The 25556-nt window shown below is 46.4% G+C and carries 20 protein-coding genes; 14 read left to right on the top strand and 6 right to left on the bottom strand.

Going from position 1 to position 25556, the window contains the following annotated elements; translation table 11 throughout:
* The first annotated feature begins 102 nt into the window (after positions 1 to 102).
* Positions 103 to 1011 carry a carbohydrate kinase family protein gene (locus HMPREF0868_RS06375; protein WP_012993909.1) on the top strand — a complete coding sequence of 303 codons (909 nt, stop codon included), beginning with the start codon at positions 103 to 105 and terminating at the stop codon, positions 1009 to 1011.
* Entirely contained in the window at positions 1002 to 1442 is a 441-nt protein-coding gene (locus HMPREF0868_RS06370; RefSeq protein WP_012993908.1) for a GNAT family N-acetyltransferase, read from the top strand. Before HMPREF0868_RS06375 ends, HMPREF0868_RS06370 begins: the two co-directional genes overlap by 10 nt.
* 22 nt (positions 1443 to 1464) lie before the next feature.
* On the opposite strand, the gene HMPREF0868_RS06365 is transcribed toward HMPREF0868_RS06370, so the two are convergent.
* Both HMPREF0868_RS06365 and HMPREF0868_RS06360 read right to left on the bottom strand, forming a co-directional pair.
* Positions 1465 to 2343, bottom strand: a complete 879-nt coding sequence (locus tag HMPREF0868_RS06365; RefSeq protein ID WP_012993907.1) for an MgtC/SapB family protein — start codon at positions 2341 to 2343, stop codon at positions 1465 to 1467.
* Positions 2344 to 2420: 77 nt separating this feature from the next.
* Complete coding sequence (locus HMPREF0868_RS06360; protein WP_012993906.1) at positions 2421 to 3152, bottom strand: MgtC/SapB family protein; 732 nt, start codon at positions 3150 to 3152, stop codon at positions 2421 to 2423.
* Between the two features lie 221 nt (positions 3153 to 3373).
* On the opposite strand from HMPREF0868_RS06360, the gene HMPREF0868_RS06355 reads away from it, so the two are divergent.
* From HMPREF0868_RS06355 to HMPREF0868_RS06325, 7 genes are all read left to right on the top strand, one after another.
* Complete coding sequence (locus HMPREF0868_RS06355; RefSeq protein ID WP_012993905.1) at positions 3374 to 4219, top strand: ABC transporter permease; 846 nt, start codon at positions 3374 to 3376, stop codon at positions 4217 to 4219.
* Between the two features lie 117 nt (positions 4220 to 4336).
* The gene (locus HMPREF0868_RS06350) at positions 4337 to 5356 is read left to right on the top strand and encodes an ABC transporter ATP-binding protein (RefSeq protein ID WP_012993904.1); all 1020 of its coding nucleotides are present in this window, start codon (positions 4337 to 4339) and stop codon (positions 5354 to 5356) included.
* Positions 5357 to 5464: 108 nt separating this feature from the next.
* Entirely contained in the window at positions 5465 to 6655 is a 1191-nt protein-coding gene (locus HMPREF0868_RS06345; protein WP_012993903.1) for an extracellular solute-binding protein, read from the top strand.
* An 85-nt stretch (positions 6656 to 6740) separates the two neighbouring features.
* Complete coding sequence (locus HMPREF0868_RS06340) at positions 6741 to 7586, top strand: ABC transporter permease (protein WP_012993902.1); 846 nt, start codon at positions 6741 to 6743, stop codon at positions 7584 to 7586.
* 86 nt (positions 7587 to 7672) lie between these two features.
* On the top strand, positions 7673 to 9076 hold the full coding sequence (locus HMPREF0868_RS06335; RefSeq protein ID WP_012993901.1) for an NYN domain-containing protein: 1404 nt from the start codon (positions 7673 to 7675) through the stop codon (positions 9074 to 9076).
* 67 nt (positions 9077 to 9143) lie between these two features.
* Positions 9144 to 10490 (top strand): MptD family putative ECF transporter S component, encoded by a 1347-nt coding sequence (locus HMPREF0868_RS08065; RefSeq protein WP_012993900.1) that lies wholly within the window; start codon positions 9144 to 9146, stop codon positions 10488 to 10490.
* Positions 10491 to 10500: 10 nt separating this feature from the next.
* Entirely contained in the window at positions 10501 to 11217 is a 717-nt protein-coding gene (locus HMPREF0868_RS06325) for a glycerophosphodiester phosphodiesterase (RefSeq protein WP_012993899.1), read from the top strand.
* 104 nt (positions 11218 to 11321) lie between these two features.
* On the opposite strand, the gene HMPREF0868_RS08060 is transcribed toward HMPREF0868_RS06325, so the two are convergent.
* The gene (locus HMPREF0868_RS08060; RefSeq protein WP_012993898.1) at positions 11322 to 13568 is read right to left on the bottom strand and encodes a D-alanyl-D-alanine carboxypeptidase family protein; all 2247 of its coding nucleotides are present in this window, start codon (positions 13566 to 13568) and stop codon (positions 11322 to 11324) included.
* A 510-nt stretch (positions 13569 to 14078) separates the two neighbouring features.
* On the bottom strand, positions 14079 to 15455 hold the full coding sequence (locus HMPREF0868_RS06315) for a class II fumarate hydratase (protein WP_012993896.1): 1377 nt from the start codon (positions 15453 to 15455) through the stop codon (positions 14079 to 14081).
* 107 nt (positions 15456 to 15562) lie between these two features.
* Between HMPREF0868_RS06315 and HMPREF0868_RS06310 the strand changes: the two genes are divergently transcribed.
* Both HMPREF0868_RS06310 and HMPREF0868_RS06305 read left to right on the top strand, forming a co-directional pair.
* A complete protein-coding gene (locus HMPREF0868_RS06310) occupies positions 15563 to 16216 on the top strand; it encodes a hypothetical protein (RefSeq protein WP_041705710.1) in 654 nt (217 codons plus the stop codon).
* A gap of 42 nt (positions 16217 to 16258) precedes the next feature.
* Positions 16259 to 17770: an SLC13 family permease gene (locus tag HMPREF0868_RS06305; protein ID WP_012993894.1), complete on the top strand. Its 1512-nt coding sequence runs from the start codon at positions 16259 to 16261 to the stop codon at positions 17768 to 17770.
* A gap of 194 nt (positions 17771 to 17964) precedes the next feature.
* Here HMPREF0868_RS06305 and HMPREF0868_RS06300 read toward each other — a convergent pair whose 3' ends face one another.
* Positions 17965 to 18639, bottom strand: a complete 675-nt coding sequence (locus HMPREF0868_RS06300; protein WP_012993893.1) for a hypothetical protein — start codon at positions 18637 to 18639, stop codon at positions 17965 to 17967.
* 203 nt (positions 18640 to 18842) lie between these two features.
* Between HMPREF0868_RS06300 and HMPREF0868_RS06295 the strand changes: the two genes are divergently transcribed.
* Both HMPREF0868_RS06295 and HMPREF0868_RS06290 read left to right on the top strand, forming a co-directional pair.
* A complete protein-coding gene (locus tag HMPREF0868_RS06295; protein WP_012993892.1) occupies positions 18843 to 20192 on the top strand; it encodes a hypothetical protein in 1350 nt (449 codons plus the stop codon).
* A 156-nt stretch (positions 20193 to 20348) separates the two neighbouring features.
* Positions 20349 to 22028 carry a putative manganese-dependent inorganic diphosphatase gene (locus tag HMPREF0868_RS06290; RefSeq protein WP_012993891.1) on the top strand — a complete coding sequence of 560 codons (1680 nt, stop codon included), beginning with the start codon at positions 20349 to 20351 and terminating at the stop codon, positions 22026 to 22028.
* 119 nt (positions 22029 to 22147) lie between these two features.
* Here HMPREF0868_RS06290 and HMPREF0868_RS06285 read toward each other — a convergent pair whose 3' ends face one another.
* Positions 22148 to 23917 carry an AMP-binding protein gene (locus tag HMPREF0868_RS06285; RefSeq protein ID WP_012993890.1) on the bottom strand — a complete coding sequence of 590 codons (1770 nt, stop codon included), beginning with the start codon at positions 23915 to 23917 and terminating at the stop codon, positions 22148 to 22150.
* Positions 23918 to 24346: 429 nt separating this feature from the next.
* On the opposite strand from HMPREF0868_RS06285, the gene HMPREF0868_RS06280 reads away from it, so the two are divergent.
* Complete coding sequence (locus tag HMPREF0868_RS06280; protein WP_012993888.1) at positions 24347 to 25540, top strand: coenzyme F420-0:L-glutamate ligase; 1194 nt, start codon at positions 24347 to 24349, stop codon at positions 25538 to 25540.
* Positions 25541 to 25556 lie beyond the last annotated feature (16 nt).

Raw genomic sequence — 25556 nt, 5'->3', positions numbered from 1 at the left:
TTGTAGTATTATACTAAATAAAGTAGGAATTTACACGGTTATTTGTTACCAAAAAATATTGCATTTATAAAATAAATTTTATATTAACGATAAGGAGTTTTTATGCGCAAGTATGACATTGCTCTTTTAGGGCCTCTTTCACTGGATATCAATGTTGAACCCGACGGTCGGGAAATTCACGAAATCGGCGGAGCGGTAACCTGCGCTGCTTATGCAGTCCAGGCAACCGGGGTAAAAAGCGTGGTTTTGCCGCAAGCAAATTTACGCCAGGTGGATGTTGCAGCTCGTTTCAGGGATCTGCCTTGCGATATAATCCCGGTTGATTCCCAGGGGACGACTTCAATTAGAAATGTATACTATGATGCTTCGCACGAACGCCGAGACAGCAAAATTTTAGGGTGTGCCGACGGCTTCAAACTGAGCGATCTAGGCGATGTAAAGGCTTCAATTTACCACCTGGGCGGACTTGTTCACACTGACTTTAGCACAGATTTTATTCTTGGTCTGGCTGAAATCGGCGACATTGGGGCGGATGCACAATTTTTGCTGCGGCATGCTGACCTGACTACCGGAGCGATGCCTTTTACTGATTATGCTGAAAAATTGCAAGTCCTTCCACGCTTGCGCTATTTAAAAGTCGATGCGCGTGAAGCAGAAATTATGACCGGAACGGCGGATCGAGAAGCCGCGGCACGCCAGCTTTATACCTGGGGAGCGAAAGAAATTTTTGTCTCCTACCATACGGAAATGATGGTGTTTGATGGCAAAACGCTTTATACATGCGCCTACCATCCGACGAGCACAGCAGGACGAACGGGACGCGGCGATACCGTATTCTCGGCATATTTAGCTATGCGACTTAACCATTCAATTGAAGAAAGTCTGTTGTTTGCGACGGCGTTGGTTTGCCTCAAGATCGGAAAAGTCGGGCCGTTCAAAGGCACGGCGAAAGATGTGCGTGACCTGATTACGGCAGCAGGCATGAAAGTGGAACGAATAGAATGGAAATAAGGAAGATTTTGCCATCCGATAGTGCAGAATTGGGTGCCGTATACGCTAAAGTATTCAGTGCCCCGCCGTGGAACGGAAAGTGGACAGCAGATACGGCCACCACGTCCTTGGCTTGCATAATGCAGGCACCCGGCTTTTACGGCAACGTCGTTTTGGCCGGAGGAAAAATAATTGGGGCTGTTCTGGGGCGGATAAGAGTGTTTGGCCAAAGCCGCTCCTACTATATGGATGAGTTTTTTGTAACTGAGCATTGGCGGCGTCAAGGTGTGGCGACGGCGCTTTATCGGCACAGTATTGATGAATTGAAAAGCAACGAAGTTAGCGGCATATTTTTTACGACTTTGCGCGACAGCCCGGCTTATGAATTTTATAGAAAGGCCGGCGCATGGGATTTGACGGATTCCGCCTGTTTCTACCATTTGATTAAATAGTTGAATACAGCACGGCGTGAGGCTAGAGTTTGTCAACGGATATGACTCCACGTACGGCGGCCAGACTCTCGATAACTTCCTCAAGCCGTACTTGTCGGTTCAGCAATATATTCAATATGACAAAAGCATAATTTTTGAGCCGATCTGTTTCACCGGAAATTGCGCCTGCTGCATCATCTCCGAACCCCTTAGTTTGCCCCTGTGCTTGTACTAGTGATTGAGCTTGTCCATGATCCTGCGGCTGAATTTGTCCTGGTGCTCGCGTTTCTTTCGCTGCATTTTCGCCAGTTTCATCGATCATCGGATGCACTTGGCTTGACGGGTCACTATCCCCTTGACGTGTAACTTCAATATCTAAAACCTTCAAATTATTTTGGGCGCAATAGGCGAGGATTTTTTCCAGAGTGTTTTTGCGATTGTATTCAATAAATAGATTTATTTCACGGGTATTATGCAAAATTCGGTATTCGATTTTAGAAAAAAGTAATTCGGCCGCCATGATGAGAATGGTCGCCAAGATACCGGCTTCAAAGTATCCGCTGCCCAAAACCAAGCCGATAATCGCTGCTGTCCACAAGCCGGCCGCCGTAGTCAATCCTTTTACCCGCTGCCGCTTAGTGACGATTATTGTGCCGGCGCCGATAAAACCTATTCCGGCGATAACGTGCGCACCTAACCGAGAAATGTCGGTGGTGTAGGACATGTATATGGAAAGATATTGGCTAGTCAACGTGGTCATTGCCGCGCCGAGACATATCAGAATATGCGTGCGAAAGCCGGCCGGCCGCCTTTTGTAAGCACGCTCAATTCCGATAACTCCGCCGCAAATTACTGCCAGCATTAAACGGACGACAACTGACAAAAAATTAATTCCCCGTAAAAAATCCAATGCTTCCAACATGTATATACTCCCAATTAATCTCAATTTAACGTTAATCTCAATTAGCGCCATATTAAAGCCTATTTTTAATTTTCTGTTTAAATTTCTTCAACCGTACGTACGCAATCAAGTTCGGCCAACCTAGTCAGTATTTTCGTGTGCTGCTGGTGTTGTGGTAGCCGCAAAGCTAATACAGCATTAGGGTTGAAATTTTTATCCTTCGGCTTACGCTCAATATCCAGGTCTAAAATATCGGCATGCTGCGCCTTGATAGTGTTGATTACTTCCCCCATATTTCCGATTTCAGCAACTTCGACATAAATGTTGATAAAACGAGCTTTTTCGACGATCATGGTTTCTAACGGAGGCAAAATTTTTACGGCAAAAAATATAAGGATGAAGGCCAAAATTACCGCTTCATAGAAGCCTGCCCCGATGGCTAATCCCATGCAAGCAGAGGCCCAAAGTCCGGCTGCCGTGGTCAATCCTTTAACCTGCTGTCGACCGGTGATAAGGATTGTGCCGGCGCCTAGAAAACCGATACCGCCAACTGCCTGCGCTCCGAAGCGAGAAACATCATTTTTGAGTGTTAGGTGAGCTATGGCTTGCCAGTGTTGCTGAATCATTTCGGCACTGTACAAAGGCAGCAAAATTGTCAGAGCCGCGCCCAGACAAACCAACATATATGTGCGAAAGCCGGCCGGTTGCTGCTTGCGTCCGCGCTCCAACCCAATAAATCCACCGAATAGCATGGCTAAAATCAGCCGTATGATCAGAGATTGAAACGTCAAGGTTCGCAACCCATCAAAAATATGCAGCACAATTATCACCTTCTCGCCTGTTTGTGATGTAGATCACTGAATGATGTGTATAGTTTTAGCAGAAAAATCTTGATTGTGCAAATCAGACACTTGAATAATTGCATAAAATAATTCGACTATAAAGATTGAATATTGTGCAAACTAACTAAAAGGGGCTTGCAAAATCGCTCGACTGTGTTATTATTAATTTGTACATGTTGCATAAAAAAATCAGACGGAGGATTTGAATAATGTTCAAAATGCTCAATCCGATAAATTTTTATCACGCAGTCGGTAAACGAAAATTCTTAGAATTTGTTCTTTTAGCTGTCTTTATACTCTTTTTCTACGGCCCACTTCTAAATATGCTGATGCTTGCCTTCGCCGATGAGTATACTGCTCCTAATATTTTGCCACAGACTTGGGGAATTAAATGGTGGCAGTATATTTTCGCTCAAAGAAGTCTGGTTTCATCTATGGTACAGTCCTTTCTAGTGGCGATAATTACAACCGTCGTTTCTATGTTCCTATGCATACCTGCAGCTTATTCTATTGCTCGTTTTCAATACCGTGGTCGCAAGCTCTTCATGCTTTCATTTATGCTTACCAATGCTTTCCCTAAACTCGGCATATATACATCCATTGCTATTTTGTTTTACAAGTATCATCTTATGGGAACTTTGACCGGGGTAGTTATAATCCACCTTATTCATTCTATGATGTTCATGGTTTGGTTGCCGGCGGCAGCTTTTCGCGCCGTACACAGGCAGCAGGAAGAAGCTGCTCGCGATATCGGAGCCGGGCCGCTAAGGACATTTTTCAAAATTACCTTACCCTTGGCGATGCCGGGGATCGCTGTAGCTACGCTTTACACATTCTTGGGCTCCATGGAGGAAGCACAAGGGACGATGCTAGTTGGAATGGCGCGCATCAAAACCATGCCGGTAGCTATGTACGGTATAGTACTAGATTCATCTGCTGTTCAGATCGGGGCAGTATTTGCTTTACTGCTAATAGTTCCATCAGCGTTGATGATTTTTTTAATGCGTAAGTACATAGGGCCGGAGGCTATTTCCGGCGGATTTAAGATGAAATAATTCTACAAATTACCGCGGGTTAAAGCAAAACTACTTCTCCACAACGACGAAATATATTATTTATACAATAATGCTCAACAATATATTTTTTGACCAAGTCAAAGGAATGAGGCGACGATGAAAGAAGACCAGCTGAAAAACGGACGCAGAGTAAAGCTTTTGATTGAAAACATGACGAAACGCTATCCAAATGGCGACGGGGTGGCCGATATAAACCTATCAATATATGACGGCGAAATAGTGACTTTGCTTGGCCCTTCCGGCTGTGGTAAAACAACTATTTTGCGGACAATCGGCGGCTTTTTGGCTGTTACATCCGGAGATATTAGTATCGACGGAAAGTCGATTGTTAATCTGCCCCCCGAAAAGCGGCCTACCGCTATGGTTTTTCAGAGTTACAATCTTTGGCCTCATATGACGATTAAGGAAAATTTAGCTTTTGGATTGCGCTTACGAAAAGTTCCAAAGCCGGAGATGGAAAAGGACATCCAGGCAATGCTGGCGCTGGTTTCCATGTCAGGTTCGGAGAAAAAATATCCCGGCCAATTATCTGGAGGCCAACAACAACGTATAGCAATTGCCCGCTCACTGCTGCTCAAACCATCCGTATTGCTTTTAGATGAACCTTTTTCGGCACTTGATGCAAAAATAAGGCAACAGATGCGCGAAGAACTGAAGAAGATCCAAAGTGATCTAGGTATAACCGTTATTTTTGTAACGCATGATCAGGAAGAAGCTATGGCTCTGTCACACCGAATTGTGGTTATGGACAAGGGAAAGTTTGAACAGATCGGCACGCCGGCAGAAATATATGACCGACCGGCTACACGCCATGTGGCCGGCTTCATCGGTGAAATGAACTTTATTGCGGCTGCGGAAGTTGCGCCAGATTTGAGGCAAAAAATTGGTAGCGAGGCGACAATTGCCGTTCGCCCGGAAGAACTCACGCTGGGAATAACTTCTAGTGGTGATTTTACGGCGCAAGTGAGGACGGTGATGACCTTGGGACACTACAATGTGGTCACTTTGCAAAAAAACGATAATGTAATCAAATGTTTTGTAGATCGGGAAACTGCCGAAAAGTTACAGGTTGGAGTATCAGTTGGGTTGAAACTGGGAAGATATACCGTATTTTAAGTGAATCGAGTTGACGGGACTGGCGATAGCAAGATATTAGCAACAAAAACGGCAACATAAAATAACAGCTGACAGGAATTGTCTTGCAGCAAAAACAGGAGGTGTTTTATGAATTGGAAACATTGGATAGCGATCAGTCTTACCGCTTTATTGACCATGTCTACGGTAGCCGGTTGCGGCGGGGGAAAAACATCGGAAAAAGATGCGTCAAATGCCGGCGTAGCAGGGGCTGTGAGCAAGAAAAAAATTACACTCTGGGCTACGGGCTCGGATAATGTACGGACGATTTTTGAAACTTTAACCAAAGATTTCAATACCAATTCAGAGTATGCCGGTAAATTTGAGGTGGAACTGCAATTTATGCTTAGCGGCACCGGCACTCAAACGCTCACCGATATGATTATTGCCGCACATCAAGCCGGTGAAAAAGATACCTCTTATGACTTAGTTGATCTGAGCGGTGATGATTGGTCAAAATTGGTTTCGCGTATAGGAGAAGATGCCTTCGTCAAACTAGACCAAAGCCAACTCCCCAATGCTGCCAAGATAACGGCAAAAAATTCAGTCGGCCAAGATTGCAGCTTGCCTTATCGCGGTACAACCGTTGTTTTGGCGTACGATTCAGCTAAAGTTCCTGAACCGCCTAAGACAGTAGATGATCTTGTTGCCTGGATGAAGAAAAATCCCGGCCGTTTTGCTTATAACACTCCGGGTACCGGTGGAGCCGGCGATTCGTTTGCGAGGACTTCAGTTTATAACACTTTACCTACGGAGGCGATCGTATCGGATGATGAAAAATGGGTGAAAGAATGGGACAAAGGGTTTGCTTACCTTAAAGATATACACCAATATATGTATAAATCAGGCGGTTCAGTTGTTTACCCCAATAAGAACCAAGGCACTTTAGACTTGTTGAATCAAGGAGAAATAGACATGTGCCCGAACTGGGCGGATATGGTTTTATCTCAACGCGCCAAAGGAGCAATCAAAGATTCCATAAAAATTGCTCAAATAAGTCCGTCTTTTACCGGTTCGCTGCAATCTTTGGTTATCCCTAAATTCGGATCAAATAATCCCGGTGCATATGCATTTATGAACTACATTTTGTCCAAGCAGGCGCAAACCATTATGGTTAAGGAAATGGCGGCTATTCCTTTGATCGACAGCAAAGAAATAGATCTTAAGGGTTATGAAGACCTTGCTAATCTTGATGTGAGCGCATTTCGCATTATGTCTATCGGCAAACTTTCAACTGCATTTAACGAACGTTGGGATCGTGAGATTGCTACAATCGGTTGACCGTATGATCAAGGCGTCGCCTCAGCTAGGGGCGGCGCTCTCAATTGAACTTAGTATCAGTTGAATTAAAATAGGAAGGAAAAATATGACTAAACAGTTCCGTCATCGATTGATCGCTTATATATTGGTTTTGCCTGCTTTCCTCACGGTTATGCTGACCGTAACTTATCCTATATTAGCGGCGATAAAGCAAAGCTTTCAGGCCGAAAAAACCGGGAAATTTACCCTAGAGAATTACCGCTATTTTTTCACAGAACCGACCCAGGTTCAAAATATCGCATTTACATTGTACGTAGTTTTGATGACTGTAATTATTGCTATCGTTGTAGCGTATTTACTTGCACTATATTTGCGATTTTGTCATTCAAAGATAGCTAAATCGATAGGCTCACTGTACTTGCTTCCACGGTTTGTTCCAGCTATGTGTGCTGTATATGCAATGATTACCATCATTAGGGACTCCGGCTTACTCAATCGATTCGGACTTTTATTCGGCTACAATATAAAGCTTGGTTTAATGTACCATTCGGGCGGTATGATTATTATGAACTTGTGGTTCAATATTCCTTTTGCAGCCTTGATGATTACCGCTGGTTTAGGAGCTATACCTGACTCGATTATCGAAGGAGCACGAGATGTTGGAGCCGGAAAATGGAAAACATTTACATCGATGATTTTGCCATTGTCGGTGAAAGATGTAGTCATTGCCGCTACCTTTGTTTTTATGTCAAATGTCGGGTCATTTACAACTCCATATCTCATGGGCGGGAATCACCCGAAAATGCTTGGAATTGCTTTGTTTGATCAGTTTAATAAATATTTGGCTTATAATCGCGCGGCTGCATTGTCTGTTATTATGTTTTTAATATGTGCTGTATCGGCTGGTGTATATATTTATACTAATTTAAAAGACAAAGATTGGGAGAAATGATAACTGAATTTTGGAGTTGAAGTAAATGGAAAAAGAAGTGAAGAAATGATACAATGAAAGAGAGGTGTTGATGTAAGGAGAGGAAGATGGAAGAAGCAACTTACGCGAACGATACAGCAGAAACTAATGAAAAAACCGAGACTCCACTTTTCCGCTATGATGGGAAATATGAGCTGGTCTCTAAAGTTGCCTATCTTCTCGGGGTTCCGATGCGCCATTTTGACGGCGAACATGTGGCCCTGGACATTGAAATTTACCACCAATTGGAAAAGATTCGCGCGGCGAGAATTATTCGCAATCTGTGCCTTGTCCGTACTCTTATCGAACAAAATTTCAAAAAAATAAATTTAGTTATGCAAAAGGGTTATGGTGGCCTGCATTCTGTGCCGGATATCATACCGCCGGAAGTGTTGCGACAACTTACGCAGGACGGTGCTAATTTTATCAAAAAATCCAGCACACGTCTGTTTGAACATATTATCGAGATCAATCGTCTAATTTTGGATCGTATCAACAATTGTCAGGAACTCATCCCCAGTTGGGTCAATTGGAGCTACATTAAAGACCTTTTTATTATGCCTGACGGCCTGACTTTGCAAGGTGTGCGTGACGCGGCGACCCTGTATTATGCTAACCGCAACCTTTATCCGTATCAAATTTATATGAATTGGCAACCGATGGAAGCCGGCAATGTTTTTTATAATGATAAGAAATTTGCGAGCTTGCTCTATCAATGGCATGGCGAGACTTTTAACGATTTTAGTAAAGTTGCCGACGCTGGCAGCTATGTCAAGAAAAACATATATGAATTTGTTGGCGATAGTGAAAAAACTGTTGTGGTGGTAGATTGCGAAAATTCTGATCCGTACAAGCTTTGTGCGATGCTGCGTAGCCTCGATCATGAAGCTTTGAATAAAATAACGAAGATAATCCTTTTCGATGATGAGCATGCGGCGACTGGTTGGCGGATTTTGGAAAGTTTTGTCCATGTGCCGATTGAACATATCATGATTGAACGTATCAAACAGAATAAATCATTGGTTGACATAAGGCTGGCTGCCGGAGTTTGCAAAGAACATTATCAAAATAATGTGGATTCATTTGTCATAGTTTCCAGTGATTCCGATTATTGGGGCTTGATTTCCTCATTGCCGGATGTGCGGTTTATTGTGGTCATTGAAATGGACAAATGCGGTCCGGACATGAAAAACGCTTTGGTGGAGGCCGGGATTTTTTATTGTTATTTGGACGATTTTTATTCCGGAAATGTGGAAGAAATAAAGACGGTCTCAATTTTTAAAGCGATCTACGGTTTGCTTGAAGCTATTCCTAAAATAAATATGAGCAATATTTTTAATGAAGCTTTGAATGAAACCAGGATCGAAATGTCTTCGGCGGAAAAAACGCAATTTTATGAAAAATATATTAAACATATGAATATAAAGCTTGATGAGGCTGGTAATGTTTCTTTTGAGCTGAAACGTAATTAGGTTGGTCTCGTCAGCTGTTGTGTCGCGCTGCAGTTGCGCACGAGTTGGGCAAATGGAGGCAAATGGAGTGTTTACATCTATTAAGCGGTTGGCTAAGGATTCTGGTTTAATTCTTTTGGGAACGGTAATTTACTTTGTTCTGAGCGTGATTGGTATGATCGTTGCGCCGTTGTTCGGGCCGTTCGGTGAAGCGGTAAGCCCAGGAATTACGGGGGTTTTTACTGGATCGGTTTTCTTCTTTTTGAGTCGACGTGTGGGCAGGCTTGGGCAATTCACCGTGGTATCTTTAATCACAATGTGTGTCTATTCATTGATGGGTGGGATGTATCTGCCGTGGTTTATTTCGGTTGTGGTGATGAGCGTGCTGGCAGATTGGTTGGCTTCGCGCGGCAAACAGGTTCCGGTTTGGCAGGTTGCAATCGCCGCCGGGATGGTTAATATCGGATCTGTGTTCGGGGCGGTTATTCCTTGCTGGTTTTTCATGCAATCTTATCGTGATTACTGGCTAGCTCATAATGAAACGGTTGAAACTATGGACAAGGTGATTAAATATACTTCCGGATTGATGGGGCTAGTTACAACGTTGGTTACGTTTGCCTTGTCCGTGATCGGTGTGTATATTGTCTATTTGATTTGGTTAGGCTGTTCTAAAGCTTGTGCGCTGAAACGAGCGCGTGTGGCGCAAACGAGCGCGGTAGCAGAAAGCGCGGTAGCAGATGGCGCGGTAGCAGATGACGCGGCTGAAGAAAGCGCGGCGGCAGATGGCGCAGCTGAAGAAAGCGCAGTTGCAGATGACGCGGCGGCAGATGACGCGGCTGAAGAAAGCGCTGTTACAGATGACGCGGTAGTAGATTGCGCAGCTGAAGAAAGCGCGGCGGCAGATGACGCGGCTGAAGAAAGCGCGGTAGCAGATGGCGCAGCTGAAGAAAGCGCGATTGCAGATGACGCAGCTGAAGAAAGCGCTGTTACAGATGGCGCAGTTGCAGATGGCGCAGCTGAAGAAAGCGCGGTAGCAGATGACGCAGCTGAAGAAAGCGCAGTTGCAGATGACGCGGCTGAAGAAAGCGCAGTTGCAGATGACGCGGCTGAAGAAAGCGCAGTTGCAGATGGCGCGGTAGCAGATGGCGCAGCTGAAGAAAGCGCGGTGGCAGATGGCGCGGTAGCAGATGACGCGGCTGAAGAAAGCGCGGCGGCAGATGGCGCGGCTGAAGAAAGCGCGGCGGCAGATGGCGCGGTTGCAGATGACACGGCGAAAAGAATCGCTGCCCCGCAAATAGTGCGCATCCCACCCGATAACGCTATGCCCAAGATAGTGCGCATAAAAACTACAGATACAGAAAGGCCAAATCCTCCTGAGATGCCCCTGGAAACTCCCGACCGTCTAATTATTCATCCAAAACATTTGGACCAATAACAGGTGTATTATGCACGAACCACAAGCCAACCTAATTACAGCTCATGCCGGCGCAGGTGATACGCCGCCCAACAGCCGAGAATTTTTGCGCTACGCCACGCAAAGTTACGCTGACATCATAGAAATCGATGTTTCTAGACGGGAAGACGGCCATTTAATTGCTGCCCACTCTTCTACGACCGAGCGAGCAGAGGAACTTACGTCCTTTTGCCAATTCTTGGCATCTTTACCTAGTCGACAATATCTTAATTTTGATTTAAAAGCCCCTGGATTGGAAAAGAAAACCGTCGAAATTTTGTGGTCGACCGGATTAGCGCAGCGTTCCATGTATAGCGGCACGGTTGACTATAAGCTGTGGCAGCCCCTGCCCTTGTCGGTTGCTCTTCGCTTGCCAGAAGTTATGCTGAACGCCGAAAATTGTGGATTAGTTGCGCTCATTGCGGAGCGTGAGAAATCGCCCCAACAGCGGCTTATATTTTGGCAAAAAAATATGGCGAAATTGCAGGAAATTAAATTAAGAACTGGGATAGATAAGCTGAATCTAGCATTCCCGACGGTTGATAATTTTGTTCGAAATTACTTGGCTGAACACGGTTTAGGTCTGTCGGTTTGGACGGTGGACGAAAGCCAGGCAATAAGTGAATTTTGGCAAATGGGAGTCTTTAATTTAACGACGAATAAAGTGACGGAGGCGGCTCGTCTGCGGCGCGAAATTCATGGCTTTTGATTACGCAACTCACACGGCGGAACCGACTCCGCTTATCCCTTGAATATTATGTTATAAGGTAAAACTTTGTCTTACAACATAAATTGTTAAAACATAAACTTCAATTATTTTTGTTGTGGCTGCTCCGGGTTGGACTTCTCGGGCGGTTGAATTCTTACTGGATGTATTGTTGTAGGTGCTGGGTTAGGTGACGACGGTGTCGAGGACTTGACATTGGTGTTTGACGCAGTCCTATCCGCAGTTTGCCCTCCAAGACGAGTAGGCGCGGGTGCTTGGCCGATGGTATCTACGCCGAGACGAGTAGGTGCTGGTCTTGAGGTCAGATTGGCGGCCTGATTGGCTAGGAGAGATGCGGCTTGTCCTGCAGCGTGCCCAGCGAGACGAGAAGCTGCTTGGCTTGCGGCAGAACCGGCGAGACGGGTGGGAGCCGTACCTACGCTTGGATTGATCTTTTTGACATTCTTATCCGAATCGTTCAGTAGCGTTGCCGGGTCAAGCAGCTGTACCTTGCCAGCTTCACCTAAGAGAACCGAGTTGTCCACCGGCTCATCCGGTTCCATTAATGGCGTTTCGTAATGCTTCTCAATGCGATAAGGATCCTGCGCGGTAGAATAATAGGCTCGCCCTTTGTTCAGCTCCTGCCAACGACGCTCGTCTTCTTCCAAACGTCTTTTACGCTCAAGTTCCGCCAGCCTCGCTTCCGCTTCCTCACGCAGCCTTTGCTCCAACAAAGCCTGTTTTTTATTGAGACGAATAATATAGAAAATAGTTAAAGCGATCAACACTAGCAAAATCAGCACAAAGAGATACGGTACTTTTTGGTAAAAAGCGGTGATCCCAGAGGCTAGGCCGATAACCAACCGCGCCCGGTAAGACTCTGCGGCAATGGCAGGGGTAGTGTGGAGCAGCCGCCCGTTCAGATTGACTTGAATTTGTCCGATTTCCTGACCTTTTTTGACTGGTGCGTCTATGCGTTCGGGAACTTGCAGCTTTATGTCCACGTCCTCCGCGAAAAGCATCACCGGCAGGGAAGCGGTGAAACTGTCCGGCCCATTCGCTAGTTCGACTTTATCGCTTCTTCCGTTAATCAACTTGATTTCACCGACCGGCTGATGCGGTGTCAGTACGGTAACATCGTGTTGCGCTCCGATGAGCTGATTATAAATATTGTCATGATCTGCAAAACGCGCTTGCGCCTGATCGGCACCGGCCGAAACGACGACAAGAAGTTTTTTGCCGACATGGGCGAAAGTCATCAGATTAAACAATCCGTCCGGACTCCAACCGGGGCGTCCGCCTTGAATGTAGACCTTACGGCCTTCCGACTGAGCTTTAGCCTGCTCTATGTCGTTGAAAAGAATGCTGTTTAAGGCGATACCGTAAGGATGAAAATCTGTTTTTTGAGTTGTGTAGCCGGCTGTACAGAGCATTTGAACAAGCTGGGGGCGAGTAGCACATAAAGCCATCACAATAGCCATATCATGGACGCTGGTACTGTCCCCGTCGGCACTCAAACCAGTGCAGTTGGAAAAATGCGAGTCATTCATGCCCAGGGCCTTCGCTTTTTCGTTCATAGCTTTGACAAAATCGTTTTCATCACCGTAAGACAGTCGAGCCAAAGCACGGATGGCGTCAGCACCGCTTTCCATCACCGCTCCGAGAAAAAGATCGGCAATCGGCAGGGATTCACCTACTTTAAAGCCGATAATGCGGGCGCCGACTTCAGCTAGACCGTCCACATCTGAAGGGATAATATCGGTTTCTTCATTCAAACGCTGATTCAGCTTGTCGTAAGCCAGCAAAACACTGAACAATTTCGTCATGGTTGCCGGGGCAAACTTTTCATGCTCTTTTTTGGTGAAAACTGACTGAATCTGCCCGTTGTTGTTAAAAATATAGGTGGCGAACTTGTTGCTGCGCAGGTCGTTCTGCTTAATTTTAATTTCATTGGCGTTCGTGTTAAAAGTAAAGCCGCGTTCAGTCGGCCAATTCAGTAAACGCCCGTCCGATGTGCGCTTGATTGTGGGATCTTCTTTGGGCGGTGCGACTTTCCCTTCCTTTGCAGGGGTAACGGTGGATTGGCTACCGTTCGGTTGGCTGACAGTCGGCTGACTGGCGGCCGGATTGCTATTCGAAACTTTATTTTCCGAAGTTTTATGACCTGAAGCGGCATCCGTGGATTGACTCTGCGAATGCTCGGATTTTTCCGCAAGCTCAGTCGCCTCAGCCTTGGCTGATTTTTCTTCAGCAGAAATGTTGAAGCCGATTCCGCACCCAATGCTGAAACTGAGTGCTAGGGCAATTAATGAGCGGCCGAGACGTCGGGTTGAATGAAAAAAAGGTATTGACATTTTACTCCTCCAGTAGCACTGCGGCCAAAATGTTCGCAGCACCAGACTCATACAAATGGATATTTCTATTATACTTTACTTTCCGGAATAAGTTGTTACGAAGAAATTACAGGCGTTACAGTTTGCGCAAAAATTGCCGCGAGTTCTAGGGAAAGCAAAGCCTCTCTTCGTGGTTGGCCGGTTGTCGGTTGATCTTAGATTCCTTGTTTTGCATGTTGCCCTTGGGCAACATATAGAATGTTATTGAAGTTCAAGCTTGCCTCTGCTAGAATCAAGACATAGAAACTGTGGTCGCAAACGAAACATCAGTAGCCTGCCCGAGGAGAAGCGGACAGGCCATTTTTTTATGCGTTTTGCGCTTGGAGTACGTGGGGGCGGGCTGCAACCAAACGACGGGAGGCCGCAAATAAACGGTGGGGGCCGCAACCAAACGGCGGGAGGCCAGTACCGCCCAGTGCCGCCTCCGGCGACTTGCCTATTTATTGCCTAGATGACCAAATGAATTAAAACCTAAACCATAGCAGCCGGATTTACTTTTTCGTTAAACTCATCTGCCGTCATCAATTTTAAGGCGACCACCGCCTCGACCAAGGTTAAATTATTGGCATGGGCATATTGAGCGACTTTAGCAGCCTGTTCATAGCCGATGTGCGGACTTAGGGCGGTTACCAGCATCAGGGAGCTTGCCACGTTAGCTCGCATACGGGCGGCGACAGGTTTCAGCCCTTTCAGACAACGCAAGGTAAATGACGCTAAAGAATCACTCAAAAGATTTACTGATTGCAAAAAATTATGGATACACACCGGCAAAAACACGTTCAACTCAAAATTGCCCTGGGAAGCGGCCAGCCCGATTACCGTGTCATTGCCGATAACTTGAACGGCGACCATTGCCGCCGACTCACATTGGGTTGGATTCACTTTGCCGGGCATAATTGAACTGCCGGGCTCATTTGCTGGCAATTGTAATTCACCCAGACCGGCGCGCGGTCCGCTGCCCATCCAACGAATGTCATTGACGATTTTCAGCCAGTTTACTGCCAGAGCTTTGATTGCCCCATGGACGAATACAAAGTCATCTTTGGCAGCCAGAGCATACATTTTGTTGGGTGCGGAAACGATGGCCTCGCCGGTCAGCTCACTTAAAACTTCGGCTACCTGTTCGGCAAAACCGGCTGGGGCATTGAGCCCGGTTCCGACTGCCGTTCCGCCGAGGGCTATTTCACGCAAAGCCGGCAAAGTGGCCAGAATCTCTTGTTTGTTGTGTTCCAACATGCTGCGCCAACCACTGACTTCTTGGGCGAATTTAATCGGCACGGCATCTTGCAAATGTGTACGGCCAATTTTGATTAGATCGGGATAATCAGCTTCCAACTTAGCCAAAGCGGCGACGGTGGTGTCAATTGCTGGGAGTAGTTTCTCAGATATGGCTTCCAGAGCGGCTAAATGCATAGCGGTGGGGAATGTGTCGTTAGAACTTTGCGAACAGTTGACATGGTCATTCGGGTGCAAAATTTCCTGCCCGGCCAAAGTGTTGCCGCGGTAAGCGATAACTTCATTCACGTTCATATTACTCTGTGTGCCGCTGCCAGTTTGCCATACGGATAGTGGAAAATGCGTATTTAACTTGCCTTGGACAATTTCCTGACCTACTTTTTCAATTAAATCTGCTTGCTGGTCGCTAAGCAGGTTTAACCGCCGATTGATTTTTGCTGCCGCAATTTTTACTAGAGCGAGTGCTTTTATTACTGAAAAAGGAATCTTTTCAGTCCCGATAGGAAAATTTTCCAAACTGCGTTGTGTCTGCGCTCCCCAAAAACGGTCGAGCGGAATTTTCATTTCACCTAATGAATCATGTGCCAAACGATAGCTGTCTTTAGACGGCATGACAACACCTCCACAAGATTTTTTCTTTGATTATAAACGGAAAAACTGGGTGGTTCAAATTTCATCCTGACGAGTGGCAGTCCACCTTGCGGAGAGGGCGGGTAAATGTGGTAGAATTAAAACAGTTATGTGCAAGTCACTATGATTGTAATGAAAGGGCGTGTGCCGCGATGAGTCAAATTGAACAACAAGATAAGAAAAAAGTAGGGCTTCCTGTCGGCACGGATCAAACGCCTACTGCCAAGCCCGTTGCGACGAAATCGCCCAACCGACTGCAAAGATTTTTTAAACGTCTGCATTTTTTTGCGCCTGATGGCTGGCTCCACAAAACATTGGAAGTGGCTCGGCTGCAGTCGGCGATAACCGACAAAAAACGCTGGATCGATGAGATGTACCGCCAGTTGGGTGAACGAATTGACTTGTCCGATGCCTTACCGGAAGACGATGAATTAAGAAGCTGGCGGCAAAGCGTATTTGCGGCGCGGCGTGACGTCGCATTTATGCGGCAACGAATTGCTGAAATTGATAATCCTAACATAACCGATTATATTCATACGGACACCATATCCGGTCTTGTATCGGGTGGTGCAGTTGCTGGGATCAGTGACAGAAATAGACGCCTTGACGAGGCAAATCCCGCTACAAACAAAATCAATGCGGATGCTGCCGTTTCAGGAGTTACGGGTACCCTTAGCGTAACTGGCGATACCGACGCTACCGTAGTAAAAAAGCCAACAGCCCGTCACGCAGCTCATATATAGAACTTAACTCAGCTGAAAAGGATCCGCCGAATGAGTTCTCCGATGAAAAATGAAAACTTCATATCTGTCCAAAGCCGGCATTGGCACCGACGGCGCAGTTGCAAGGATTTGCTTATCGGCTATCCTTGGGTGTTATTCTGGGCGGCACTACCGCTTGTTTTGGCTTTAAGCCTGCCTTTGCCGAGCGTGTTGTCACGCTCCGGAGCGGCTGTGCTCGGCATTTTCGCCGGCACACTTGTACTATGGTTCACTACCGCCATAGATTGGCCGAGTTTGCTGCTGCTTCTGGGCTTAGCTATGATTCCGGAACTCGGTATGAATAAGGTCTTAGCAGCTTCACTGGGGAGCGGCACGGTAGCGTTCCTTATTTTTACCTTTACTTGCACTTATGCTTTGACGACGACCGGTGTAGTAAAACAGGTGGCTTTGCTGTTCATTCGTAATCGTTTGGCAGCAAGCGGAGGGCGACGCTTTATGTGCCTCTATTTTGCCGCGGTGCTGCTGCTCGGGCTTTTTTTGTCACCGACAATACTGTTCATTCTTTTTTTGCCGTTACATCATGAAACTTGCGCTTTACTCAAGTTGGAGCGAGGTTCACGTTCGGCCGCGGCTTTGATGATTGGACAGACGTTCCTTTGCGCTCTGTCTTCGGGAATGACCCCTATTTCGCATGTGTTTGCGATTTTAGCTATGGATTATTATCAAAACGTTTTTAAAAAGGTTATCGGTTATGGTCAATATATGGCAGTCATGCTGCCTGTCGGATTGGCAGGAGCGGCAATTATCGTTACCTCTCTGATTATTTGGGCAAGACGTGAAATGCCTGCGCTCAGTGCGGTTCTGCAAGCTGATAATTGGCCGAAACATGTGGAAAAATGGCAGCCGCAAGGTCGGGAAATAAAGATTTTGTTCGTTTTTATTTTAGTCGTCGTATTGTGGCTGTTGCCGAGTTTCCTACCAGCGCAAACCGAGGGTATGGGAAAATGGCTGAAACAACTTGGAACGGCTTGGCCGCCGCTTTTAGGAGCGGTGTTGCTGTTTTTGCTTGGTTCAACGGAACGACCGTTGATCAAATTTAAAGAAACCACCGCTCAGGGCATTGCTTGGGGAAGTATTCTGATGTGTGCGGCGACTTTGGCGATGGGGATGGCTTTAACTGAGCGTACTTTGGGGCTTAATAATTTTTTGCATCAGCTGTTGGCGAAGGTCACGGCTGAAGTAAGTGCCCCGGTGCTGTTACTCATCATTGCTGTTTGGGCTACTTTGCAGACTAATTTTTCGTCTAATATTGTTACGGTCAGCTTAGTTACAACGGTTGCGCTCCCATTGGCGGCCGCAGGTGGGCGGCTTAATCCGGCAATCGTCGCCTGTTTTATCGGGTTTTTGGCGTCATGCAGCTTTGCCGCCCCGTCAGCTCATCCTAATGTTGCTCTAGCAATTGGTACCGGTTATGTAACAACGGGGCAGATGCTGGTCAGCGGTTTGGCGGCAGGGGCAATGATGGTAGGTCTGCTGGCGGTTGTCGGATACCCATTGGCTGAATTGATCTTTTAACCGAATCGAGGGAGGCGCATCTATCGCATTTCTTCTCGGTAGCTGGTCATGAAACACAGACAGACAAAAAAATCACCGCAAGCCTTGAACTGGCGACGGTGATTTAATTCTTTTACGAAACTTATCAGGTAATGACTAATCCAAGATTGGATAGCGGTGACCCGAGAATCAACCAGCGGTGAGCCGAAGCCAAATTATTTAGCTGCAGCAACCGTAGCGGCATTCAGCAGATTGACCACAGCAATCTTGTAGTCGGCGATGGACTTTTCATTACCGGGCATGGCAACAATCGTTGTTGTGTGAATGTGAGAACCGTTTATGAAAACCAGTACATTAGCTGTTAGATCCTGACCGGGGTTGTGCAGGATAATCGGATAAACGTGAGCCGGATGCCCCTGAATGGTGATGTTTTCGGGCTCGCCGTTCTTGGAAAAATACGCTGTCTTTTTGTCGGTAGGCGGATTGGCCGGGAAAATGGACGATTCAACCTGTTTGTAGAATTGGTTGGGATCACTGTCATATTCCTTCATCATAAAGCCCTCAGTTTTGAACTTTTGGGCATTGAATTCGGCATAAGCAACATTGATGTCGTTGTTGATGCGATAGTAGGCCGCGTTCGGATTGTCAGGGGCTTTGACCCATGAATCTCCGGACAAGTTCATCGTAAGTTCACCAGCAGTCAAAGTAAAATCGGGATTTTTTTCCGTTGAAGACGGGGTTGTGGCGGCAACTTCATCTGTGGTTGCCACAGCCGTTGCGGCAGTGTTGGCGGTGCTTTCCGTTTTGCCACAGGCGGCAGTGAAAGTAACAGTAGAAATGATCCCTAATGTCAGTAAAGTAGATGTTAATTTTTTACAGATTTTTTTCATTGTTTTCTCCTTAAATGTTTTCAAAATATATACGTCAGCGTTGCCAAATAAAGCAGCACAAGCCCAATATTATCGTTATACTTAAAACACTGACAAATCGGGCAACAAAAGGCGTCAGCTTATAATTGCCCTCGGAGTGCCAATGATGGTATTATACACCAAAAATAACAGCTTATGTAATGTCATTTCTTAGGAGAAGTAAAATGTGTTTAAAATGCCCGTTTTGGTTGAGAATTTCGCCGGAAAAACGTAAAAAATGTCAAAAAAGTGCTGCGATTTTCGGCGCAGTTGTTTTACTGATATGTGTTTTTTGTTTAGGGAGATACGTCGGTCGGCAACCAACGGATCGGCGCACTGAAACAGGCTTTCCTACCGGACCGAAAACAACGGATCTGGCTGATCCGTTTGGGGAGGAAACTGCACGCCAAGGCCGTGCTGATGTGGCAGGAGATGCGCCAACCACGTCCAATGCAGCTAAAGCGGCGAATCAAGATGTCCCACGGGCGATTGAGGGCGTTTATACCGATAAAAACTGGGGCCTTAAACTGAATTTGCCGGGCAAGGCCGAGGTGATTGCCGATTCTTCCGAAGGCTTGTCTTTGCGTTTGCAAGACGGAACAACCATCAATATCACCCATGTCGCGGCGATTAAAAATAATCCTATTTTTGATGTGACAGATTTGGTGAAAAATTTTGCTGACTTACCATTGTTCAAACAAACGGACAAATATACATACAAGGGCAATCTGCAGGCGGAAACCTTGCAGTATGGCGAAAGACCATTAGTTCAGGCCCAAGCGTTGACCTCGGATGGCCGTATTCATACAGTAATGGTGACAAATGCCGCGTCCGGAGGCGTCATGGTTTTTTCCGCTTTCACTCCGGCGATCAATGGGGACGGGCAAGTACGACAGATGCTGTTACAATTGGTCGGAACGGCGGAATTTGGTTCGCGACGTTACGGAGCACAATTGGTAAAATCACCGAGTGGGGAAGCAAGCTTTTTTAGAATGAGCGATTGGCAACTTTTCACAGAAGATAAGTCCACGGCGCAGCAGGAAAGACAGAACGATAAAAAAGTATCGCCCGAAGTAGAAAAAAACACATCAGCAAATTTGCCAGCGGGGCGAAACAAAGAGATAAAGTTGGTGCCGAATTTATTTACCGAACCAGAGCCGGATACGCTTACCAGAATCGTCGGTTTAAGCAACATGGCGGCCGGAATAATTACCCTGGAAAAAAATTCACACTATAGTGATATGGCGGCAATCGAAACGAAACTAAATCAGATTTTTATGCAGGCAAGTGAGGCCGGCAAAAATGGTCGGAGCAAAATGATTGTTTCTCCGCCCGAGAAGCTAGAAATCAATGGTAGAACTTACAGCTTTATAGATCTGCAACTCGATAAAGACAAAAAAGCTGGTGCCATGCGTCGTGTGTATTTTGTAAGCAATGGCAAAAACTATGAGCTAAGTATGATAACTGACAAAGCTCACTTTCCCACAGCGGAGGCACAGTTTATTTTGATGCTTATTTCATTGCGTTTTGCGTAGCTTGACATTCTTTTAACTGATTTACACGAATTACCTACAATGCTAAAATTAAACACACCGTACACCTTTAGCACCTTAATTTACAACTCGATTTATCGACCGAATGTGCCAAGCGTATGAAAATAAATATTTTACTCAATTTCAATGGAGGTTGTGATGTTAACTAATCAAACCCCTGCGGCCGGTGTCAGCGGCGGAGTCATTTTCATCGTCGGACATCGTCACCCGGACACAGACAGTATTTTGTCTGCCATAGCTTACGCCCACCTGAAAAATAGAATCGGGCTGAATGCCGTTGCCTGCCGTTGCGGCGATGTCAATCCTGAAACCAAACATTTATTGGAAAAATTCAACCAACCGGAACCGTTGTTGATTCAAGATGCCCGGGCTCAGATGGATGAGACGGAACTTGACGACCCGAATGCGATCCCCCCGACGACGATTTTGCGCGAAGTTATAGAAGCCTTTGATGATGATCATAAAGTTTTTACGGTTTTGGACGACAAGCGTAAGCTACTGGGACTGGTTACCAGCTCCACAATCGGAGATATTTTATGGGGAGATACGGCCAAAGCTATTGATTTGCTGAGCCGCACGCCGATTGAAAATATAACCAAGGCTATCGAAGGCCGGCTATTGTACGCTCCGGCTGAAACGCGGCACAACGGCAAGGTAAGTATTACTGCCATTTCTGCCAATCGCTTGGCCAATTATGATCTGGCTGATCGTATTGTTATCATGGGAAATGATACCAACGCTCAGATTGAAGCGATAAATAAGGGCGCGGCGATTCTTATTTTGGTTTGGACCAATCAGGTGGCACCCATGGTTCTTGAGGCGGCACGAGAAAAGAAATGCGGCGTGATTTTGTCAGGCCATGGGGCTATGAATACGTCTCGTTATTTGTATTATTCAATTCCGGTTTCGATGGTTATGGACAAAGATAATCTGGTAGTTTTCAGCGAAGAGGAATTTGTTGACGACGTACGCGACCAGATGTTGAAATCGCGTTTCCGAGCTTATCCGATCATGGATTCAGAAAACCGAGTTATGGGACTGACCTCGCGCTATCGCATTTTGACGGCACCCAAGCGTCATTTTATTTTGGTGGATCACAATGAGCGTAAACAGGCTGTCCCGAATATTGAAAAAGCGGAAATCCTTGAAATTGTCGATCATCATCGGGTCGGCGATATAACCTCTGATCGTCCGATTAGCTTCCGTAATGAGCCGGTCGGCGCAACGGCCACGATTATTGCCAAAATGTACCGGGAAATGGACATAGTTCCAGATAAGGAAATAGCGTCGCTTATGCTAGCGGCCATAATTGCCGATACGCTGAATTTCCGTTCCCCAACCACCTCGGCAGCTGATCACAATATGGCGGCTTGGCTGGTAGAGTTGACCGGTCTGGATACGGAAGATTTGGCTAAGGAAATTTTTGCGCAGAGTTCCAAGAACGCATTGGCCGATTTGCATGGTATGTTGAACGGAGATGTTAAAGAATTTGATATTGCCGGCGGCAAGGTGGTTATTTCACAGCTTACCATGTATCGCCTGAATACGATTGAGGCGATTGAAAGCGAATTGCTGGCGCAGATGACTAAGGAAGCGGAGGCCGCCAAAGCCGATTTGTGGCTAATGGTCTTTACTTCGGCGCGGGACAATGGCTCAACTTTTTATGCGGTGGGCAAAGGTGCTAAGTACATTGCGGAGATCTATCCGAATTTACCCGGTGAATCTCATAGTTTCCAAAAGGGAATCGTATCGCGCAAAAACCAGATTGTGCCGCAGCTCTCGCTTTACCTGCGCAATGTAAGCAGTTGGAACAGTTGAGGCGAACGACGACGGACGCTAACGCCTAGCGCCTAACGCTACAATGCGCGGAAACGAGGAGACGAACGCTAACGCTAGCGAACAAGCGGTCGTGAACGCCTCCACGGAAACGACTGGCGTTAACGCTTGATTTTTTTGGACGTGTTTTTGGGAAACTCCGTATCGCGCAAAACAACTTGCCGCACCGCTTTATAAGTTGGCAGACGGTGGTTGATTTCATGCACGGTCTGTTCCAATAAGTGTTGCATCGCCGCTTGATCCGGCATCTCAGCTTTGGCCACATTTAACGCCGCCTTAACCTCTTCAAGGTCGGGGAAAATTTCGGCGGTGATTACCGTTTCGCCCTTTTGATTAAGGCTGCCGCTGACCACTACCTCCTGAATCAGCGGGCTGTCGGCCAACAGGCCTTCAATTTCTTCCGGATAAATGTTTTTGCCGTTTGTAGTGACGATGACGTTCTTCTTGCGCCCGGTGATGATGACAAAATTTTCCGAGTCGATGTAGCCCAAGTCGCCAGTGTGGAAGAAGCCGTCTTTGTCAATGGCGGCGGCGGTGGCGGCTGGATCATTGTAATAGCCGAGCATGACATTTTTGCCGCGAGCAATGAACTCGCCGATTCCATTTTCGTCCGGGTTAGCTACTTCGATTTCAACTCCCGGCAGAGCCTGACCAGCCGAACTGGATTTAGGATTTTTATCGCAGTTAAGGGCGATGATTGGCGCACATTCAGTTAACCCGTAGCCTTGCAGAGTCAGCAAGCCGAAAGCATTGAGCGCGTCAATTATTTCCGGCTTCACCTTTGCTCCTCCGATGATAAGTAAGCGCAAGGCACCACCGAATTGATCCAAAATCGGCTTGAAGAAATCGCGCCGCTTGTCCACCCCAACTTTGCGCAGGGCTTTGGTTACGGTGAGGGCAAAATTAACTTTAGCCAAAGTCATTTTGTTCACCCGAATTCCCTTGTTGATTTTTTTGTAGAAGGTTTCGGCAATCAAAGGCACGACCAACATTACGGTGGCACGCGCTTCTTTCAGATTAGCCAGAATATAGCGTAAACCTTCGCATTGCGCGATGCAGGAGCCACGGTAAATGGGGCAGAGGAAGCCGCAAGTACATTCATAAGTGTGGTGTAGAGGTAGGACGGAGAAGAACACATCTTCCTTAGCTATATACACCATTTTGCACATAGCCATTAGGTTGGTGGCTACGGTAGCATGGCTGTGCATTACTGCCTTGGCGGCCGCTGTAGTGCCGGAAGTGAAGAGCAAAATGCGCATCCGATTAGGGTCGATAACGTAATCGACAAAGGAGCGGTTTCCGTTGGCAAGTTCGGTTTTACCGGCAGCAAGCAGGGCGTTAAAAGTGTGCAAATCATACCGGGCAGGAGCGAACATGGCCGCTTCGGCCGCGTCACCCATGCTGATTATGTGCTTTAGACGCAATCCGTCGAGCTTTTTCTCAGCGATTATTTGTAAAGCGTCATGTAGTTTTTGGAAGTATGATGGCGAAATTATCAAGGCATCAATATGACTGCGGCAAAGCAAATTGGCGAGTTCATGCGGCGGTAATTCTTTATCCAGTGGAACTACTACAGAAGCACCATTGACGATTGCTAAGTAGGAAACATACCATTCATAGCGGGATTCGCCGATGATACCGGTCGCCGTATTTTCATCCAAGTGCAGGTCGTTAAGCAAAGCGGTCCCAAAAGCATCGACATCGTCGGCATATTGTCGATAAGTAACTGGAACATAAGGCTGTTCCTTGACCGGCTTAGTTAAGAAAGCCGTTCGATCGGCAAACTGCTTACGGCTGATGTTTAGCATGTCTTTCAAATCTTTAATAACGGTTGACGCATAAGGCGCGATTACATTGGAATGATTATTCATATTTACCTCTACATACCTTGATTCAACGATACAATGCAGGCACACGGTAGAACCGCTTGCCGTAGCCTATTCCTGAGAGTTATCTGATGTTTCCAACATCCCTTTAATAATAAACCATGCTTTCAGGTGGAACAAGACTTTTCTGCCAGTTTTTGAAGTTCTGCCAAGGGGCGGTCGTCCGTACGAGTACTTACCGAGTATTACTGAATATTGCCTAGCATCTACCGAATATTATCAGTATCTACCGAATATTTATGCTAATTGACGATATAAAACAGAAATAAGCATGAATTTTCCGAACAAAGCGAAAAAACTGGCTAAAAATATTTACTTTGCCGTAAAAATTGCTATAATGACTGAGTTGTGCGTCGAAGCCGCCAACGGAATCGACGCGAGGAATTGATTCAATATTAGAATGAGGTAATTGAAATGAATCGACTGGTTGGAACTGTTGTACGTGGCTTACGTGGTCCTATCATTAACCAAGGTGATGATGTGGCGACAATTGTAACGGAGACTTTGCTGGCTGCTGATAAGAACGGTGACTTGAGCATTCGCGATCGTGATGTTCTCGGAATAACCGAATCGGTAGTGGCACGTTCCCAAGGAAATTATGTAACGGTAGATCAAATCGCCGCTTACGTAAATAAGAAGTTCCCGGGCGATACCCTGGGCATTGTTTTCCCTATTTTGAGCCGTAACCGTTTTTCCATCTGTCTGCGCGCTTTTGCTCGCGCCAAGAAAAAGTTGGTGCTCTTGCTCAGCTATCCTACCGATGAGGTCGGCAACTATTTGATTGCTGAAGATACATTGGTTAAAGCTGGAGTAAACATCTACACAACCACTATGGAAGAGGCTGAATTCCGCAAAAAATACGGCGATCCCAAGCACCCGTTCACCGGAGTTGACTATGTCCAATTCTATAAGGATCTGTGCGCCGAGGAAAATTGCGCGTGTGAAGTTGTGTTGAGCAATCAGCCGGCATCAATTCTGCAATATACTGATGAAGTTCTGACCTGCGACATTCATAACCGCGTTCGTACCAGAGACCTAGTACGTGCTGCCGGTGCTAAAGTCGTTTACGGCATGTTTGAGATCATGGCTGAACCGATCAACGGCAGTGGTTACAATTCCTCTTATGGCCTGCTCGGTTCGAATAAATCTACTGAAGAAAAAGTTAAACTGTTCCCGCGCGATTGCCAAGGAATGGTAGAGCAGGTACAAAAGAACATTTTGGCAGCCACCGGCAAACATATCGAAGTTATGGTTTACGGTGACGGCGCGTTCAAAGATCCTGTCGGCAAGATTTGGGAACTGGCTGATCCGGTAGTTTCTCCCGCCTATACTAAAGGATTGAATGGAACTCCGCATGAACTTAAACTGAAATATCTGGCCGATAATGATTTTGGTGGCATGTCGGCGGAAGCACAAAAAGAAGCTATCGTAGCCAAGATCAAAAGCAAGACCAACGAAGAAACGGCTGGTATGGCCGGGCAAGGCACGACCCCGCGTCGTCTGACCGACTTGTTGGGTTCGTTGTTCGATTTGACTTCCGGCAGCGGTGACAAGGGAACACCGTTCGTCTATGTTCAAGGCTATTTCGATACTTACGCCAACGATTGATCTGATCTGTTATACG

This window comes from Mageeibacillus indolicus UPII9-5 (genome assembly GCF_000025225.2).
Classification (GTDB): Bacteria; Bacillota; Clostridia; order Saccharofermentanales; family Fastidiosipilaceae; genus Mageeibacillus; species Mageeibacillus indolicus.
Note: the sequence above shows the minus strand (reverse complement) of the source record. Positions and strands in the feature narration are given on the sequence as shown.

Bases quoted from the DNA above. Each gene is read 5' to 3' on its own strand.
- HMPREF0868_RS06325 (WP_012993899.1), top strand. From the start codon at position 10,501: ATGCACGAACCACAAGCCAACCTAATTACAGCTCATGCCGGCGCAGGT.
- HMPREF0868_RS06280 (WP_012993888.1), top strand. From the start codon at position 24,347: ATGAATCGACTGGTTGGAACTGTTGTACGTGGCTTACGTGGTCCTATC.
- HMPREF0868_RS08060 (WP_012993898.1), bottom strand. From the start codon at position 13,568: ATGTCAATACCTTTTTTTCATTCAACCCGACGTCTCGGCCGCTCATTA.
- HMPREF0868_RS06290 (WP_012993891.1), top strand. From the start codon at position 20,349: ATGTTAACTAATCAAACCCCTGCGGCCGGTGTCAGCGGCGGAGTCATT.
- HMPREF0868_RS06350 (WP_012993904.1), top strand. From the start codon at position 4,337: ATGAAAGAAGACCAGCTGAAAAACGGACGCAGAGTAAAGCTTTTGATT.
- HMPREF0868_RS06300 (WP_012993893.1), bottom strand. From the start codon at position 18,639: ATGAAAAAAATCTGTAAAAAATTAACATCTACTTTACTGACATTAGGG.
- HMPREF0868_RS06335 (WP_012993901.1), top strand. From the start codon at position 7,673: ATGGAAGAAGCAACTTACGCGAACGATACAGCAGAAACTAATGAAAAA.
- HMPREF0868_RS06375 (WP_012993909.1), top strand. From the start codon at position 103: ATGCGCAAGTATGACATTGCTCTTTTAGGGCCTCTTTCACTGGATATC.
- HMPREF0868_RS06305 (WP_012993894.1), top strand. From the start codon at position 16,259: ATGAAAAATGAAAACTTCATATCTGTCCAAAGCCGGCATTGGCACCGA.
- HMPREF0868_RS06355 (WP_012993905.1), top strand. From the start codon at position 3,374: ATGTTCAAAATGCTCAATCCGATAAATTTTTATCACGCAGTCGGTAAA.
- HMPREF0868_RS06345 (WP_012993903.1), top strand. From the start codon at position 5,465: ATGAATTGGAAACATTGGATAGCGATCAGTCTTACCGCTTTATTGACC.
- HMPREF0868_RS06340 (WP_012993902.1), top strand. From the start codon at position 6,741: ATGACTAAACAGTTCCGTCATCGATTGATCGCTTATATATTGGTTTTG.
- HMPREF0868_RS06285 (WP_012993890.1), bottom strand. From the start codon at position 23,917: ATGAATAATCATTCCAATGTAATCGCGCCTTATGCGTCAACCGTTATT.
- HMPREF0868_RS06370 (WP_012993908.1), top strand. From the start codon at position 1,002: ATGGAAATAAGGAAGATTTTGCCATCCGATAGTGCAGAATTGGGTGCC.
- HMPREF0868_RS06365 (WP_012993907.1), bottom strand. From the start codon at position 2,343: ATGTTGGAAGCATTGGATTTTTTACGGGGAATTAATTTTTTGTCAGTT.
- HMPREF0868_RS06315 (WP_012993896.1), bottom strand. From the start codon at position 15,455: ATGCCGTCTAAAGACAGCTATCGTTTGGCACATGATTCATTAGGTGAA.
- HMPREF0868_RS06295 (WP_012993892.1), top strand. From the start codon at position 18,843: ATGTGTTTAAAATGCCCGTTTTGGTTGAGAATTTCGCCGGAAAAACGT.